The organism is Candidatus Bathyarchaeota archaeon, from assembly GCA_026014585.1.
Classification (GTDB): Archaea; Thermoproteota; Bathyarchaeia; order Bathyarchaeales; family Bathycorpusculaceae; genus Bathycorpusculum.
In genome coordinates, this window is sequence record JAOZIA010000010.1 from 78,166 (window position 1) to 92,819 (window position 14,654).

Here is a 14,654-nt window from a genome sequence, read left to right on the forward strand (position 1 = left end):
AAGAAAATTAGATTTTTTTGGTTTCCGCAGCATTTTTCAATGCAGCTACGCCCGGAAGCGTTTTTCCCATCAAAAATTCGATAAGCGCTCCGCCTGCTGTGCTGATGTAGCCGATTTTGCTGCTTAATCCGTACTCGTCAATGGCTGCGATGGTGTTTCCGCCTCCTGCCAAGCTGAAGGCAGCTGAGTTTGCGATGGCGGTGAAAACGGTTTTTGTTCCGTAACTGAACTCGCTGCTTTCGTACACGCCCATTGGGCCGCTGACCACGATGCTTTTGGCTTGGCTAATAATTTGGGAATAGTTCGCGGCGGTTTTGGTGCCGATGTCTAGGCTTGCTTTATCTGTTGGCAGCTGGCTGATTGGGATTTCTTGTCGTTTGCCGTTTATGTCTAATGCGATGTCTTGGGGCATAACAATTTTGTTTGGAAACTGAGCAAGCAGTTGCTTGATGCCTGGAATGAACTGGGTGAGTTCCTTCTTTTCCAAGTATGCCATGTTGCCCGCTCCAAGGTCAACTCCGCTTGCGGCTAAAAACAGTTGCCCTGTCACGCCGCCGACCAAAACAAAATCCGCCACTCCATTACTCAAAACGTACTTGCTGATTTCTAAGCTGTCATCAGCTTTAGCACCACCCATAACATAAACGCAGGGTTTCTCAGGCTTCTCCAAAATACGGCTAAGCGATTTCAGTTCACGCTCCATAATCCGCCCAGCAGCACTTGGCAGTACCGCAGTGAACCCAACCATCGAAACATGACCACGGTGAGCAGCGGCAAAAGCGTCATTAACAAAGATGTCTGCCAGTGGCGCCAGATTCTGCACCAGCGGGGTTTTTGAGTGCTCTTCAGGTGTGCCTTTTTTGGTTTCTCCATCAAAACCACGGACGTTGCCTAAAACCAAGATTTCTCCTGACTGCAAGCTTTTGATTGCTGCTTGGGCTTGCTCGCCGTAGATGTCATCGACGTATTTTACTGGGCATTTGAGGATGGTTGCTAGGATTTCAGTGTGTGGTTTTAGTGTTGTAAAGTCTGGGTCGCCTTTGCGTCCTTGATGTGCCAGCACAACAACTTTTGCGCCTTTCTCGGCGAGTTCTTTTAGGGTTGTTTCTGCGTGGGCTTTTATTCTGACGTCGCTTGTGACTTTTTTGGTTTGCGGGTCAACTTCTGAGTTGAAGTCCACTCTGACCAAAACAACTTTGTCTTTAACTTGAAAATCGTCTAAAGTTTTGAATTTCACCATTGTTAATTCACTTTAAACATTAAATTGAAAAAGAAAAGAAAGTGGAAGATTTAAGGTTTTACAGGCCTGCTTTTTTGCCAACCATCTCGATGAAGTCAACCATGCGGTTGCTAAAGCCCCATTCGTTATCGTACCATGCAAACACTTTAACGAAGTTGCTCTTTTCACCCAAAACCATAGTTAACTTGGCATCAAATACAGAGGAGTATGTGCTGTGTAAAACGTCGCTGCTAACGATTGGGTCTTCAGTGTACTCCAAGATGCCTTTGAGTTCGCCTTCTGCAGCTTGTTTCATTGCCGCGTTAATTTCTTCTTTGGTCACTTCCTTGCCAAGAACAGCAGTTAAGTCAACGATGCTGACGTCTGGGGTTGGAACACGAAGAGAGTACCCGTTCATTTTACCAGCACAACTTGGCAAAACCAAGCCGATTGCTTTGGCTGCACCTGTGCTTGTGGGGATAATATTTACTGCTGCGGCACGTGCACGTCTTGGGTCCTTGTGGACAACATCTTGGATTCGCTGGTCGTTTGTGTAACTGTGACATGTTGTCATTAACGCTTTTTCAAGACCAAAATTATCTTCTAAAACCTTGCTGATTGGTGCAAGACAGTTGGTAGTGCATGAGGCGTTTGAGAGAATGTTGTGTTTTTCTGGGTCATAATCCTTGTCGTTTACGCCTAAAACAAAAGTTGCATCTGGGTCCTCTGCTGGTGCAGAAATGAGAACTTTTTTGGCGCCTGCTTGGAGGTGTTTGCTTGCGCCTTCACGTTTGGTGAATAAACCTGTGGACTCAACTGCTAAATATACCCCTAAATCTTTCCATGGCAGAAGTGCTGGGTCTCTTTGGCTTAGGGCTTTGAGGGTTTTTCCGTTGACTACTAAGTCGTTTCCTTGAACTTCAACGGTTCCTGGGAATCGTCCGTGAACTGAATCATATTTTAGAAGTGTCGCGTTGGTTTTTGCATCGGCTAAGTCGTTAATTGCGACAAAGTCAATGTTTGCGTTTCTTTCCATTGCAGCTCTATAAAGTAGTCGTCCGATTCTACCAAATCCGTTAATTCCAACTTTAATGGTCATCTAAACTTCACCTTAATTTCTGAGGTGTAAACATAAAGGATTCCCCTAATTAATTTTCCCCTACCCAATTTTAACCACTACTCTTTTTTCTCCAAAAACCATTTGCTCAGAAAAATTTTATCTTCATAAATGAACCAAACACCAACCAAGACAGAACACAAAGACAAAAAATAGAATCAGCGGGTTAGGCGCTTATTTTTGGTGGGGGTAGAACACGTTTTTTCCCTAGTTTTATGCGTAATGCAACACGGTACAGTTTTCTTAAGGATTTAATAAGCTGCTCAACAGTTGGCGCGGTTGAGTAGATAAGAGGTATCTGCTCGTATTCTGCTATACGCATCGCCTCTTCGTCAGGTTTTGTTTTATGGAAAACCACAATTCGAGGCTTAAAACTGCTAACACGCACAATCATCATAGGCAAGCATCCTGTTTCAACATTAGTGAAAACAAAGGCGCGGTCAGTGGTGGCTCCAAAAAGCTGCGTGTACTCTAACCCCGAAAGAGCTTCAACGGCTTTTCGGCTATCAATCACGGTGTACCCGTTAATTTCCCGCACGCTCCGGTTCTTGCAGGCAACCACTTCCCCACTGATGGCCTTACACAGGTACTCTACACGGACAGGAATCGGAAACTCTCTTAAATCTAAAACCGCCATGCTTGGAGAACTAGTTAGCTTGGCAAATTCACGAATGAAACGGCTGCCTTTTTCCTCATCAATCTGCAACAGAGAAAGCACAAATTTTTTGATGAATTTTGCACCAGGACTTTTACGTCTACCACTCTCATAGTCACTAATTACAGAAGAGGATAGCCCCATTTTTTCTGAAAGGTTAATTTGTGAAACTGCAAATAGTTCACGCCATTTGCGCATAGTTGCACCTGGCTTGCTTGAAAGAATTATTTCTCCAGCTATTCTTCTGCCTAAAACTTCTCTTAGACTAGGTGACACAGACATGAACAGATGCTCCTGACGTTACTGTTTCCTTCAAAATTCAACTATAAAAACTATAGCATTCAAAATATCAACCATTAGGGAAAACAAAAAGGCCTATTGTAGCCTGCTATCAAGAAAGGCGTGCTTTACGGGGTTAACTAACCTGCTGTTGTGGTTTTTTGAATTTAGTTTATTAGGTAGTTTGTGGTATATGAAAAAGTAACGTTCCTGCCTTTAGGCATTAGAGCGTTACATCTACCTCAATGAAAAAAATAGGAGTTGAATACGAAATGACAGAAAAATCAAACGATGTTATCTTCGTTGGAAACAAGCCTCCCATGAGTTATGTATTGGCTATCATCACAAGCCTGTCTTCTGGAAGTCTAAAAGAGATAACTTTGAAGGCACGAGGCCAAGCAATCACTACTGCTGTTGACGTCGCAGAAATCGCCAGAAACCGATTTATAAAAGACCTCAAAGTAAGCAAGATTGCAATTGGTACAGCTGAGATGCCGCCAAGAGAGGGAGAAAACAAATCCAGAATGGTCTCCACGATAGAAATAACGCTATCAAAAGAGTAAACCATTAAAAAATAAACTGGAGCTTTTAGCTCTCCATTCTTTTTACAGTTTAAAAAGATTATTTTTTGTTTAAAAACGCATCTATCTTCTCAACTATACCAGTGAACTCTTTAGTGGCAACAGAATCCTTATGAGCAAGAACAAACGGTGACCCCTTATCCGAATCCAAACTAACCTTAGGGTCAATAGGGATACTTCCTAAAAATGAGGTGCCTGTTTCTTGGGTTATTTTTTTGCCTCCACCTGCTTGGAAAATATCAGTTTTTTCTCCACAATGCGGACAAACAAACCCACTCATGTTTTCCACCACACCAATCACTGGCATGTTCACTCTCGCTGCGAAAACGATGGCTTTCTCCACGATAGCCCTTGACAAATCCGAGGGCATAGTGACAATTATTACGCCATCCATTTCAGGCAAAAGCTGAGCCACACTCAAAGGTTCATCTCCTGTTCCGGGAGGCAAATCAATAAACAGTATATCCAAATCGCCCCAAACAATGTCGGTTAAGAATTGGCGGATAGCTCGCATTTTTAGGGGACCACGCCAAATTGCAGGCGTCTGACTAGGCATAAAGAAGTCAATAGACATAACCTCCACGCCTAAAGGTCCAACCACAGGTAACACACCCATTGGGCTTGTTTGAACCTGCTTGCCGTCTAAACCAAACATTCGGGGAATGCTGGGTCCGTGAATGTCAGCGTCGAGCACTCCGACTTTTTTTCCTTTTGCAGCAAATGCCGCGGCTAAGTTTGCGGTTATGGTGCTTTTTCCGACGCCGCCTTTGCCGCTGATGACTGCGATTTTGTGCTTGATTTTGTTCATGTTTGCTTTGAGTTTGTCTTGTTCATCTGAGGCTTGTTTTTTGTATGCTTCGATTAATGCTTTGTTTCTCTCTAAACTCATAAAAACCGCCTGCTTGCTTTGTTAAGGTTGATGCCTTAGTGAACTAAAATAGTTTATGGTAACACACTACCCTTAATGAAAAATCTTATATCCCAAAAGACAGTATTTTGATACAGTGTGCAAACTCAATTTTGCACAATAAACAATAACAGGAGTTGAAAGTAGTGTCTGCAAAACAAATGCACAAAGCAACTTGCTCTGAATGCGGCAGGGAATGCGAAGTCCCATTCAAACCTGACCCAAACAGGCCAGTTTACTGCCGCGAATGCTGGGCAAAAAAACGACCAGCAAGACCAAGACGATACTAAACCCCCAACAACCAACCCCGGTTTAATCCTATTTTTATTTTAATTTCCCGCAAAAACCTCTTTGTAAACAAAAAGCTAAATATTGCTGTCTGCTAACGTTTGGAGAGCAAGGGCCGGTAGTTCAGCTGGTATGAACGCTTGACTTGCACTCAAGAGGTCGGGGGTTCAAATCCCCCCCGGTCCACCAGCATTTTAGGTCACTTTCTCTTTCAGAACCATTAAACGATGGCTCATGAGGATTAAATTTCATATTTTATAATTGATTGCCTGACAGATGAGCTTTCAGGGGGGCGAGGCAGTACATGGCCCAGCCCATATCTTGACGCTGGAACTGTAAATAATCATCTTGGTCAGTACGGAAGTGTTTGAATACCTGTTCATGATCAGGGTGGTTGGGATTTTCTTCAAGCCAACGTATCAGTCCATACCAACTATCCGAAATGTATCTGTCCCAGTCATCGCGGCTGGAACGGATGATATATTCGAGTTCAAAGCCTTCGTTTCGGATAAAGTGGGCCAGTTCTGGTTCTGTGTGGGTAGTTGTCTGTTTTTGGGCATATTCTGGATGTACCTTATTGCTAAGCCAGTGAGTTTCACCGATGCCGAGGCGCCCATTCTGATGCACAGCCAGCTTCATCGCCTGAATTGTCTGTTGGAAGCCGCCAAAAACAAAAGTTGACCCAATACATGTTGCGGCATCGAAAGCCCCCTCTTCGAACACGTAGTCAGCTGCGGGGGCGCATACGATTTCGATTTGGTCCGACAAACCTCTCTTGACCAGTTTATCTCTGGCTCGGTCGCAGAAATCCCCGCATATGTCTATGCCAATACCGGTGATATTGAATTTTTCAGCCCAGAGCGTGAGAGGTTCGGCACAACCACAACCGAAGTCGATAACTCGACTGCCTTTTTTCAACTTGAGCAGTTTGCCGAGTTGGATGATTTTTTCAGGCGTAGAAGGGTTGAGTATCTCCATATAGCGGTGTGAGATGCTCATAAGGTCAAAAAATTCCATGATTCAAGTCTCCTTCAGGAAGGGGTAACTTCATTATAATACCAGCCATTAATTGACATTTAATGCTACTTCTATCTGATGAACTTAACCCTGCAGGCAGCATTATAGCGCTGTAGGATGATGCGGTAATAATAAAGGATTTGGCGGCTGCTTTTTTGTTCCATTGCGCGTCGCCTTTTCAATAAACTGAAAACTGAGGCAACGACACCTAACAGGGTCATGTTTGGTTCCAGAGGTGTTCGAAGTAGCTTTGAGCTAACTCTATTAAGCATGGGTTGTTTGACCATATCACCGACGAGTTTGAGTATTTAATTTCAGGCGTATTAATGATGACAACTTCTTTTTTGTCAAAGACGGCAAAGCATACGGCAGGCGTTGCATCAAGATATTTTACTTTGAAGCGGGGATTTTTCTTCAGGTCACGAATTTCCTTTGGCTCACGGGGACCTACATGATTTTCAGTTATGAACATAATGGTTAATCGGTTACCCACAGCCTCCTGCAAAGGTTCAGAGATAAATTGTTTGCACTGCAAAAAATCTTTTTTCGGACAGATGATGCAGATTTTTTCCTTTGAGTTTTGCATAATTTTATGCAGTTTAGCTGTGATTGCGTCGCCACCGAGAATGAGGGTTAATTGTTTTTCTTCTGAGCGCTGGACGTGCGAATTTCGTTCACTTACAAGCTTGATGAGGGCTGTAGCTTTTTTTCCGAGTTCCGCGTTTTCTTTGTTTCGTCTTTGCATTAGGATGGCTATTGCGTCTGTTATGGATAGTGATTTAAATTTCGTGGGGAATGCCACAACTTTTTCGACTAAACCAAGTTCTTGTAAGTCTGCCAGTGCTCGGTAAGTGTCAGGTCGGGCTACGTTTGAGTTTTTTGCTACTTCTTTTACTGAGGCGACACCTATTTCTAGAAGTGTTAGGTAGGATTTTGCTTGTGATCTGCTGAGACCAAAAGCAGTCAGTGTTTTTGTGCTTTCATCGTTTTTTTCCAATTAGCACTCTCCATATGCTACGTTCTAACCAAAAAACGGCTGTAGCGTTTCTTTAGACACAATATGCACGCTATATAAACTGTTCTACAGAACACTTGTTTTGATGGAAGGAGTTCCACCAGCAACAGCTTATAAACCAAAACCTAATGCAGATAAGCTTGACTCCGTGAAAGAAATAATGACCAAAAAAACAACAGAAAAGGAAAATCGCCAAAAAAACACCACATCTGAAGACTTCGACAACATAATGCTTCAAGCAATAGACGAAACACTCTCTATGCTCGGTGAAAAACCCAAAACAGCAATCTACGCATACCTTAAGAAAAAATATTTCATCGAAAAAAAAGACATGCCGCAAAGAATTGGCGAAGTCTCAAAAGCGCTAGAAGAACTGCTAAAAATAGGCGCTACACAATTAGAAATTTTATTCATGAAAAACCTTTTCATCCAACTGAAAAAAACACGCGGAGACTTCTTTTACGAATGGACTGCTTGTAATGTGACTTTTCAGGAGTATACGCAATTCATGAAACAAAAGTATACGAAAAGAACCTGCCCAGAGTTCAAATCGGGTTCATGCTAACATTTTGTAAGGTCAGCTCCATAGTTATCTGCTGAGAAAGGAACAGGTCCTTTTTTAGGTTCTTAAGTAATCAACGTTTTCCAGTAGGAACTATAGCAATGAGGTTGTATGCTGTTACATGTCTTTGCCTATTACTTGTATGTTATCGGTGCATGCACCTAGTATGCAACCGCATTCAGGGCAAACAAGTCGATCTATACCCGCATCGATTTTGAAGACAGGTTCAATTAATTTTCCACAATTGCTACATTTTGTTGTCACTTTGATTTCCTCGCACTAATAATAGTGAGAAGAAGTAACTAAGATTTTCCCTTGTACCCTATTGAGATATTGTTAAACAGGCATTGTAATTTAAAGTAGATTTATCTTAAAGTACAATATTATCAACTGTTGGTTAGGAATGACTCAAAAACATCTTGAAATGATTAAGGAAATTAAAGAAAACATCCGCACAATCTGCGGGGAAACAACAGCTAACAAGGTAATGGAAGACGCAGAAAAACTAAAAGCAAGCACCAATAAAGTGAAACTTGCTGAATGGGTCCAGAGTGCTATGGAACGGCTAGATACAGTAGCCTCTAAAAACGAGAGCAAAAATATAATGGGTGCATGCGGACGTAACTGTGCACAAATCAATCATAAAGCTATAGAGGCTTTTAAGAAGCGCCGCGCGAAATACAACTCCTTAACTGATTTTCTTCAGGCAGAGTCACAATTACCCATGAAAGGGACAAAATTGTTCTTGGAAGAGGATTTTGCAGTTCAAGTGTACTGCCCCAGCGAATTTGGTCATCCAATGCGTTGCTATTGTTCGCTTGTAAATGGATTACCTGCAGATAAAACGATGTCTTTGACGTATTGTCAGTGTTCCTGTGCTTTTGTCAAGCAGATGTGGGAAGAGACGCTGGGTCAACAGGTTTCTGTTACATTGCTGAAAACAGCGTTGTCTGGAGCAAATGAATGCCACTTCAGAATTGATTTCAAAAGCAGTAATTAACTAACCGTCTACAAAACCAGTTGTTCTAATCAGAGAAAAAAATTTAGCCATAATTTGCTTTCTACAATCGGTTACTCTTTCTTAGGTGCCTCTTTAACGGTGACTTCTGTGGGTCGATATTTTTCACAGGTACAGCTGTTTAATTCGTTGCCTTTTGTACATGAAAGCACATTTTCTTCATGATAGCTTTTGGGATGTCCACAGGTGCACATTTCGGAATCAATAAAAACGAGGTTGGAGGCGGCAAATATTGTGTTGCAGACTAGGCATTTATCGCCTTTTTCGCTATTTTCAGAATTTATAAGGATGTCAGTTTTGATAGCCCAGTATCCGCATGGGGGCAAAACCCGTTGGATTCTTTGGTTAAAGGAATCGCGCGGGAAACATCATGTTTTTCAGGGAATTTCATTCTGACTGCTGAGAGCATACCGTGAACAGCAAGTCCTAAAGTTTTTCCACCCATAATGTTCTCCTCTAACATGTTCGTGAGCAAGAGTTGATATAAAAGTTGCATTAGCAAAAAAGACCTGTTTGATACCTGCATTAAGCATCTTTACACTCAAATTGACAAATATCTCACATTTTCTTTTTCCTAAAAACTCTGTACCCAACTAAAACGAAAACAGCAATAATCACTCCAGCAATTGCTACTTCAACTTGCAAGAAATCGGGGGCCACGTTTTCTTTGCCCTCGAGTTTTAGCAGCCAAACATTGCCCTCCTTTGTACCTAAAACGACGCAACTCTCATCTTCAGACAGAACCATAGAATGATAGTTCCCCTCCAACCGTCCAGGCAAAATTCCACCCTCAAATGTCAAGTTCCACATTTGATTTCCCAAAGAATCTGTCTTTACCAGCCACATTTGCGTCAAGTTCTGAACCGCAAGCAAATAATCCGCATCACCTGTTTGTCGCGCACAAACTACTGCGGTACTTCGTCCCCCATAGGTTTGGTTCCATTGCATGTTCCCCTGCGCGTCAGTTTTAACGACCCAAGCAGTTCTTGAACCCCCCGCCAACCAGCCGCCTATATGGTAGCCGCCGTCGCTTGTGCGGATTATAGTGTTGCACTCAGGGTTTTTGTATCGGTCTAAGTCACCATAGGTTTGGCTCCATTTGATGTTGCCATCTGGGTCGGTTCTTACTAAGCGGTAGTAAGCAAAGTTTGGTTCAATTGAAAAAATTACGTCGGACAGGGTGAAGTCACCGTTTGGTTCGTGAATTATGTTAGAGGGACAATCATGGATGGGGTCAGAGAAGGTTTTGTTCCAGAGCAGGTTACCCTGGGAGTCTGTTCGGGCAAACCAGCTCCAGCCAATGTCTTCGTCAGCAATCTGCTCAAACCCTGCAAGAGCAAACCCGCCATCGTTTGTTTGAATCATTGCCCGCATAAAGCATAAAGGCGCACCAGAAGGGAAAGAGCAGTGCCACAAAAGACCCCCATCCTCATCTACTTTGGCTAAAACAAACATGCTGCTGGTATTTCCTGCAAAAGCGTATCCGCCATCTGAAGTGGGAACAAAATACGGTAAGATGACTGCTTCATCATCGTCTATTTGTATTGGCGTGGTTGATACTATGTTGCCTGAACTGTCAGTTTTAACAAGAAAGTTTGTCGTTGTATTTGCCGCGTTAAATACGTAGCCGCCGTCTGAAAGCGGATAGACTGAGTAGCCTTTGCCAGTCATGAATTCATGTTGCCAAACTATTTGCGGGGGCACACTGGATGTTGCAGATGTAAGAGCAGGCATAAATCCTGCTGTGATGGAAAGAGCTAGTAGCAAAGTTAGGATTTTTGCCCAGAGGTTTTTCATGGAAAAAAATTTGTATTTTGCAGTTAAGAAATTTGTGGTAATAAAGGGAAAGTGGCCAGGGTGTTTAGCGCAGTCGCCTGTTGATTCTTGTTGTACCAGTTGAACCTACACCTACACGGCTGCGACCTGAAATTGGCGAGCTGTACCGTTAACTGGAAATAGAACGTGAACTGTAGCCGGTACGTGGACTTGAATATGAACCTCTTGAGTAGGAACTTGAACTTACATATGAGCCATGTGAGCCTCGTGAGTATGAACTTGAATAGGACTTCATACCGATAGTGGAAGAATAGCTTCGGTAAGATGACGCAAACGGTGACTTGGTGGAGGATGCTGTTGAACCATAAACGTAGCTGCCTCTTTGACCTGGAGTGTAAGGTGGATAATATCTGCCTGTTGCAGGAAGACCATATCGTTTTTTGACTTCCTCTTCTTTTTGGGCAGCCTCTTGCTCTTCAGGAGTCATATAATACTGCTGGTCATAATACTGATCGGGGGATTGCTCGTACTGTGGGTCATAAGGAAATTGGTCAAAAGGAGCACCTTGGTCATAATATGGGTCTTGACCATAATATTGCCCCGGGTCACCGTACTGTTGTGGGTCATCATACTGTGGTGGATACCCTTGGTCTTGTGGTGGGTAATCTTGATATTGATAGCTTTCTGGGGGCGGTATGTAATCTGGTGGTGGAGGAGGGATTTCCTGGTTTGGTTGTAGACTCTCTTGTGGGGGTGGCGGTGGGGGTGGACTTTCCTGCATAAATTGCGGCGGATAATCTATTGGTGGTTGCTGGTCTAGAAAAGGTTCCATTTGCTGCATTGGCTCTTGTTGAACTGGCATGTTTTGCGGTTGAGGTTCTTGGTTGCCTCTACGTCTTCGTTTATTGACCTTTGTTTTTTTCCCGCCTTTTCTACGTCCAAACATTAAAAATGATAAAGTGAGAACTACAATTAAAAAGATTGCTATAGTCACTACTGTTAAAATGGATAATCTATTATTATTTGATGCTGAGGAATCATCTGCACTGGTCAGTGGTGACGAAAAAATTGAACAAATTAGTGCCCCCGCAAAAACAAGCATGGCTAATTTTAGGATTAACATTTTGCATAATGCACAAAAAAGCAAGCTTGTACTAAAAATAAAATACTAAAAAATAAAGAAAACAGTGATTTCTCACTGGATGATTATCTCAGACGTCTGCGGCAAGTGGGACAAATGTTTTGGTCGTCCCTTACAGGCGTTCTGCAGTTGGGGCATACACGCATACCACCCATTGGTCGACCATAACCTCCCCCATAGCCACCTGGCGCGGATCCATACCGGGATGGTGCAGGAGCCATTGGTCTACCGTATGAGGAACCGTAACCGCCTGGGGCTGCGCCGTAGCCAGCTGGACGTGCATAGGGTGATCCTCCATAGCCGCCTGATCTAGCGTATGGTGAGGGCATGCCGCCTCCGTATCCTTGGGGTGCCCCGTATGCGGGTGGTGCTCCGCCGTAACGTGGTGGTGCGCCTCCTGGTCCGCCGTATCCGCCATCATATGGTCCTGGACCCATTGGTCCACCTGGACCTTCTCCGCGTCGTTCGTTGTACATGTCTCTGCGGTTTCCGCCTCGTCTCATGTAAAGTAGTGTTAACGGAACAAAGATTGCAACGAGTACAACAACTATTATTGCAATATTTGTGGTGTTAAAGAAGCCTGCATCTGCAGGGGTGTTAGTATAGATTGGGTCTTCTGTATAGTAAGTATATGTTGGTTCGGTTGAGGCTGTTGGGCTTTCAGTTTCACCGCTACTAGTGGTGGGTGATTCAGTGGAGCCTGAGTCGCCTGAGGGTATCACATTGAAATTTGCAGTACCTGTATCACCTTTAGAATTTTTCAACGTAATAACGTATGATCCGGGTGCCACCTGGGGAACGTTAAAGCTTGTGTCTAATGAGCCTGTTGCAGAAGTAGTGGTCTGCATTAGGAATGGTTGAGTTGATGATCCCCAATAGAAACTTACCACTTCTTTGTAACCGAACCCTTCAGAGCCTTGGGCTACGTGCACGTTTATTCTTGTGCCAATAGGTCCACCTGAAGGTGTAAATGATACAGCTATATCTGTTCTTTCAGCACTTACTGGGACCGCCATTATTACTGTGAGAATAAGGCATACGACTACAAGTGATAAGGTTAATTTGATTAAGTTATTCCTCTTTGTTGTTCCCAAGATTGTCTCCTCATTATGCTCTTAGGATGCATTACAAGATTTAACACTTTGCAAAAAAACCTTTTGTTTTAGTGCAACACATGTATCTTGTTTTGGCGCCCTGAAAAGTTATTGCTCACACCTTGTATAAAAACTTTAAGCAATTAGCATGACCTTAGAAAAAACAAAAAAAAATTGCTATTTACTATGATTTCTGAAAAAGCTCTGTGGAAAAAACTCTAAAATTTTCAATCTTTGGGGAAGCCTTAAGCAAGGCGCGGATTTTTTTGGTCGCATCATCAACTCCCTTTGTGGAAGCCTCCATTGAATCTTCATCTTGCCATAGCGTCAAAATTACAGCTTTATTTGGGGTTTCATGGGGTAGCAAAGACATGTAGCCTCTAAAGCCATAAGTTGTTCTCACAGTGGTGTTTAATATTTTATCAAGCTCCAAAAAACCTTCTTCACGTTTACCTGTTTTGAAATTCCAGATTGTCATTCTGGTAAAAACCAATTAAAAATCACCTATAGAATACAGGTATGTTCACAAATTTAAGGTAATTGATTTTTTGGAAAACCTTAAAACCAAAATCGAATAGTTATTAGATTAAGGTTGTAGGTTTGTATGAGTAGCGATTTTGTTTCAGTTATTAAAGCAGATGAGCTTGAGGAAGGCAAAATTAAGCAGGCAACACTTGTGGGAAGAAATATTTTATTGATGAAAGTCAATGGCAAAGTTTACGGGACAGCTAGCCGTTGCCCCCACATGGGCTGCCTTTTAGCAGGTGGACAATTAAAAGAGTACATTCTCACTTGTCCCTGCCATGGTTGGAGCTTTGACATTAGAAATGGGCAATACCAAAACAACAAAGCCATAATCTTGGCTACTTACGAGTGTAAAGAGGAAAATGGGCAAGTTTACGTTAAAATGTTTGATGACTTCTGAAAAGAAGAGAGGTTTACTCTCTGCTTGAAAGAACCAAGATGTAGTCTGCTGTATCAGCACACATGTCCGCTGCGTGCTCGATGAATTCGATTAAATCATCAAAAATTACCATGGCACCACAGTTCATGTTTACGCCATATTTAACGAAGAGACCTTTAGCGCGCAGATACTCTACATCTAAGTCGTGCTCTATTTCACCTACTCTTTTTGCTTCCGCGATAGCTTCATCTGGGTCTGAAGAGATTTTTTCAATACTACCACGTAAGGTTTGGGCAGTTTCCACAAGCTTGCCAGTCATGTAAACTGTTTTTTGGCAGAGTTCAGCTGGAATCTCTGTGGTGGAGAGCATTTCAAGACATCTTGCAGCGTCCTTTGTGTGGTCAGCAAGTGTATCTAACCTTTTTACCAAGTGTAGGAGGTCTTCACGATAATCTGATACTAAAGCGGCGCCTTTGGATAGTTCCATGAAAACGTCTGTTCGAAGTCTGTCTACTTCTTCCTCGGCTTTGTAGAGGTTTTCAATGTATTTTTGTGATTCTTTAAAATTGTTTTCCGAAAAACTTTTGGTTGCTTTATGCAACAAAGTAACTGTATCGAAAGCTTTTGTTATTTGTTCATGAGCAAGTTCCAACCCGCGGGTTTTGCGACGTTGCTCAAACCAGTCATAACTTTTCTTTTCCAAAGTCAAGGTATCTCCTAAACACTAATTGTAAATAGTTAACTTATAACCCTTGTTCTTAATAACCCCTAAGATTTCTGCGCAGGAGCCTCTTGCTTGACAAACGGGTACAGGTATTACTGTACATCGATTGCTAGTAGCCAGTCTACCCAGTCCATTTTCTTGATTCGATTTTCCAGGTCCTCGTTTACTTTTCCCTTCACTTTTTCTCTCCCCTCAATTTACGATTTAAAGCAACTCTTAAAAAATTAAACATGTACAAAATACCATGATGCTTGGCGTTTTTCAGGTTGCTTTTTTTGTTTTCTCATGCTGCATCACTAAAGGAACAAATGTTGTCTGTATTTTATTTAGAATACCCAAATATTATACAGAGACCAA

The 14,654-nt window shown here is 42.6% G+C and carries 20 protein-coding genes and 1 tRNA gene; 7 read left to right on the top strand and 14 right to left on the bottom strand.

The features are described 5' to 3' along the window. Window positions 1-7: 7 nt before the first annotated feature. The 3 genes from NWF01_04960 to NWF01_04970 form a co-directional block, all read right to left on the bottom strand. Window positions 8-1,240 (bottom strand): phosphoglycerate kinase, encoded by a 1,233-nt coding sequence (locus NWF01_04960; protein ID MCW4024371.1) that lies wholly within the window; start codon window positions 1,238-1,240, stop codon window positions 8-10. 58 nt (window positions 1,241-1,298) lie between these two features. Continuing rightward, window positions 1,299-2,318, bottom strand: a complete 1,020-nt coding sequence (gap, locus tag NWF01_04965) for a type I glyceraldehyde-3-phosphate dehydrogenase (protein ID MCW4024372.1) — start codon at window positions 2,316-2,318, stop codon at window positions 1,299-1,301. A 184-nt stretch (window positions 2,319-2,502) separates the two neighbouring features. Further along, window positions 2,503-3,273 carry a helix-turn-helix domain-containing protein gene (locus NWF01_04970; protein MCW4024373.1) on the bottom strand — a complete coding sequence of 257 codons (771 nt, stop codon included), beginning with the start codon at window positions 3,271-3,273 and terminating at the stop codon, window positions 2,503-2,505. A 269-nt stretch (window positions 3,274-3,542) separates the two neighbouring features. Here NWF01_04970 and albA point away from each other — a divergent pair, with 269 nt between their 5' ends. Then, window positions 3,543-3,833, top strand: a complete 291-nt coding sequence (gene albA, locus NWF01_04975; protein ID MCW4024374.1) for a DNA-binding protein Alba — start codon at window positions 3,543-3,545, stop codon at window positions 3,831-3,833. Window positions 3,834-3,891: 58 nt separating this feature from the next. On the opposite strand, the gene NWF01_04980 is transcribed toward albA, so the two are convergent. Continuing rightward, window positions 3,892-4,659 (bottom strand): Mrp/NBP35 family ATP-binding protein, encoded by a 768-nt coding sequence (locus tag NWF01_04980; GenBank protein MCW4024375.1) that lies wholly within the window; start codon window positions 4,657-4,659, stop codon window positions 3,892-3,894. 260 nt (window positions 4,660-4,919) lie between these two features. Between NWF01_04980 and NWF01_04985 the strand changes: the two genes are divergently transcribed. Both NWF01_04985 and NWF01_04990 read left to right on the top strand, forming a co-directional pair. Beyond that, on the top strand, window positions 4,920-5,048 hold the full coding sequence (locus tag NWF01_04985; protein MCW4024376.1) for a DNA-directed RNA polymerase: 129 nt from the start codon (window positions 4,920-4,922) through the stop codon (window positions 5,046-5,048). A gap of 110 nt (window positions 5,049-5,158) precedes the next feature. Next, window positions 5,159-5,235: transfer RNA gene (locus tag NWF01_04990), tRNA-Ala, on the top strand. Between the two features lie 66 nt (window positions 5,236-5,301). On the opposite strand, the gene NWF01_04995 is transcribed toward NWF01_04990, so the two are convergent. Then, on the bottom strand, window positions 5,302-6,063 hold the full coding sequence (locus tag NWF01_04995; GenBank protein MCW4024377.1) for a class I SAM-dependent methyltransferase: 762 nt from the start codon (window positions 6,061-6,063) through the stop codon (window positions 5,302-5,304). A gap of 217 nt (window positions 6,064-6,280) precedes the next feature. Continuing rightward, complete coding sequence (locus NWF01_05000) at window positions 6,281-7,060, bottom strand: hypothetical protein (protein ID MCW4024378.1); 780 nt, start codon at window positions 7,058-7,060, stop codon at window positions 6,281-6,283. Between the two features lie 178 nt (window positions 7,061-7,238). Here NWF01_05000 and NWF01_05005 point away from each other — a divergent pair, with 178 nt between their 5' ends. Continuing rightward, a complete protein-coding gene (locus NWF01_05005) occupies window positions 7,239-7,643 on the top strand; it encodes a hypothetical protein (protein ID MCW4024379.1) in 405 nt (134 codons plus the stop codon). Window positions 7,644-7,757: 114 nt separating this feature from the next. Here NWF01_05005 and NWF01_05010 read toward each other — a convergent pair whose 3' ends face one another. Beyond that, window positions 7,758-7,904 (bottom strand): hypothetical protein, encoded by a 147-nt coding sequence (locus NWF01_05010; protein ID MCW4024380.1) that lies wholly within the window; start codon window positions 7,902-7,904, stop codon window positions 7,758-7,760. A 139-nt stretch (window positions 7,905-8,043) separates the two neighbouring features. Here NWF01_05010 and NWF01_05015 point away from each other — a divergent pair, with 139 nt between their 5' ends. Then, the gene (locus NWF01_05015; GenBank protein MCW4024381.1) at window positions 8,044-8,640 is read left to right on the top strand and encodes a DUF6144 family protein; all 597 of its coding nucleotides are present in this window, start codon (window positions 8,044-8,046) and stop codon (window positions 8,638-8,640) included. 71 nt (window positions 8,641-8,711) lie between these two features. Here NWF01_05015 and NWF01_05020 read toward each other — a convergent pair whose 3' ends face one another. The 4 genes from NWF01_05020 to NWF01_05035 all read right to left on the bottom strand — a co-directional run bounded on the left by NWF01_05020 (window position 8,712) and on the right by NWF01_05035 (window position 11,266). Next, window positions 8,712-8,984, bottom strand: a complete 273-nt coding sequence (locus NWF01_05020) for a hypothetical protein (protein ID MCW4024382.1) — start codon at window positions 8,982-8,984, stop codon at window positions 8,712-8,714. Then, window positions 8,939-9,103 carry a hypothetical protein gene (locus tag NWF01_05025; protein ID MCW4024383.1) on the bottom strand — a complete coding sequence of 55 codons (165 nt, stop codon included), beginning with the start codon at window positions 9,101-9,103 and terminating at the stop codon, window positions 8,939-8,941. Before NWF01_05025 ends, NWF01_05020 begins: the two co-directional genes overlap by 46 nt. Window positions 9,104-9,216: 113 nt before the next feature. Beyond that, a complete protein-coding gene (locus NWF01_05030) occupies window positions 9,217-10,455 on the bottom strand; it encodes a hypothetical protein (GenBank protein MCW4024384.1) in 1,239 nt (412 codons plus the stop codon). Window positions 10,456-10,603: 148 nt separating this feature from the next. After that, window positions 10,604-11,266 (bottom strand): hypothetical protein, encoded by a 663-nt coding sequence (locus NWF01_05035; protein MCW4024385.1) that lies wholly within the window; start codon window positions 11,264-11,266, stop codon window positions 10,604-10,606. Between the two features lie 52 nt (window positions 11,267-11,318). Here NWF01_05035 and NWF01_05040 point away from each other — a divergent pair, with 52 nt between their 5' ends. Continuing rightward, a complete protein-coding gene (locus NWF01_05040; GenBank protein ID MCW4024386.1) occupies window positions 11,319-11,606 on the top strand; it encodes a hypothetical protein in 288 nt (95 codons plus the stop codon). Window positions 11,607-11,640: 34 nt separating this feature from the next. Here NWF01_05040 and NWF01_05045 read toward each other — a convergent pair whose 3' ends face one another. Beyond that, a complete protein-coding gene (locus NWF01_05045; protein ID MCW4024387.1) occupies window positions 11,641-12,669 on the bottom strand; it encodes a hypothetical protein in 1,029 nt (342 codons plus the stop codon). A gap of 184 nt (window positions 12,670-12,853) precedes the next feature. Continuing rightward, a complete protein-coding gene (locus NWF01_05050; protein MCW4024388.1) occupies window positions 12,854-13,162 on the bottom strand; it encodes an antibiotic biosynthesis monooxygenase in 309 nt (102 codons plus the stop codon). 111 nt (window positions 13,163-13,273) lie between these two features. Between NWF01_05050 and NWF01_05055 the strand changes: the two genes are divergently transcribed. Beyond that, window positions 13,274-13,594, top strand: a complete 321-nt coding sequence (locus NWF01_05055; GenBank protein MCW4024389.1) for a Rieske (2Fe-2S) protein — start codon at window positions 13,274-13,276, stop codon at window positions 13,592-13,594. A gap of 13 nt (window positions 13,595-13,607) precedes the next feature. On the opposite strand, the gene NWF01_05060 is transcribed toward NWF01_05055, so the two are convergent. After that, window positions 13,608-14,276, bottom strand: a complete 669-nt coding sequence (locus tag NWF01_05060) for a DUF47 domain-containing protein (GenBank protein ID MCW4024390.1) — start codon at window positions 14,274-14,276, stop codon at window positions 13,608-13,610. Window positions 14,277-14,654: the final 378 nt, after the last annotated feature.

Coding starts and splice junctions, on each gene's coding strand:
- NWF01_04960 (MCW4024371.1), bottom strand. CDS start 1,240: ATGGTGAAATTCAAAACTTTAGACGATTTTCAAGTTAAAGACAAAGTT.
- gap (MCW4024372.1), bottom strand. CDS start 2,318: ATGACCATTAAAGTTGGAATTAACGGATTTGGTAGAATCGGACGACTA.
- NWF01_05005 (MCW4024379.1), top strand. CDS start 7,239: ATGACCAAAAAAACAACAGAAAAGGAAAATCGCCAAAAAAACACCACA.
- NWF01_04980 (MCW4024375.1), bottom strand. CDS start 4,659: ATGAACAAAATCAAGCACAAAATCGCAGTCATCAGCGGCAAAGGCGGC.
- NWF01_04995 (MCW4024377.1), bottom strand. CDS start 6,063: ATGGAATTTTTTGACCTTATGAGCATCTCACACCGCTATATGGAGATA.
- NWF01_05035 (MCW4024385.1), bottom strand. CDS start 11,266: ATGGAACCTTTTCTAGACCAGCAACCACCAATAGATTATCCGCCGCAA.
- NWF01_05055 (MCW4024389.1), top strand. CDS start 13,274: ATGAGTAGCGATTTTGTTTCAGTTATTAAAGCAGATGAGCTTGAGGAA.
- albA (MCW4024374.1), top strand. CDS start 3,543: ATGACAGAAAAATCAAACGATGTTATCTTCGTTGGAAACAAGCCTCCC.
- NWF01_05015 (MCW4024381.1), top strand. CDS start 8,044: ATGACTCAAAAACATCTTGAAATGATTAAGGAAATTAAAGAAAACATC.
- NWF01_05030 (MCW4024384.1), bottom strand. CDS start 10,455: ATGAAAAACCTCTGGGCAAAAATCCTAACTTTGCTACTAGCTCTTTCC.
- NWF01_04985 (MCW4024376.1), top strand. CDS start 4,920: ATGCACAAAGCAACTTGCTCTGAATGCGGCAGGGAATGCGAAGTCCCA.
- NWF01_05025 (MCW4024383.1), bottom strand. CDS start 9,103: ATGGGTGGAAAAACTTTAGGACTTGCTGTTCACGGTATGCTCTCAGCA.
- NWF01_04970 (MCW4024373.1), bottom strand. CDS start 3,273: ATGTCTGTGTCACCTAGTCTAAGAGAAGTTTTAGGCAGAAGAATAGCT.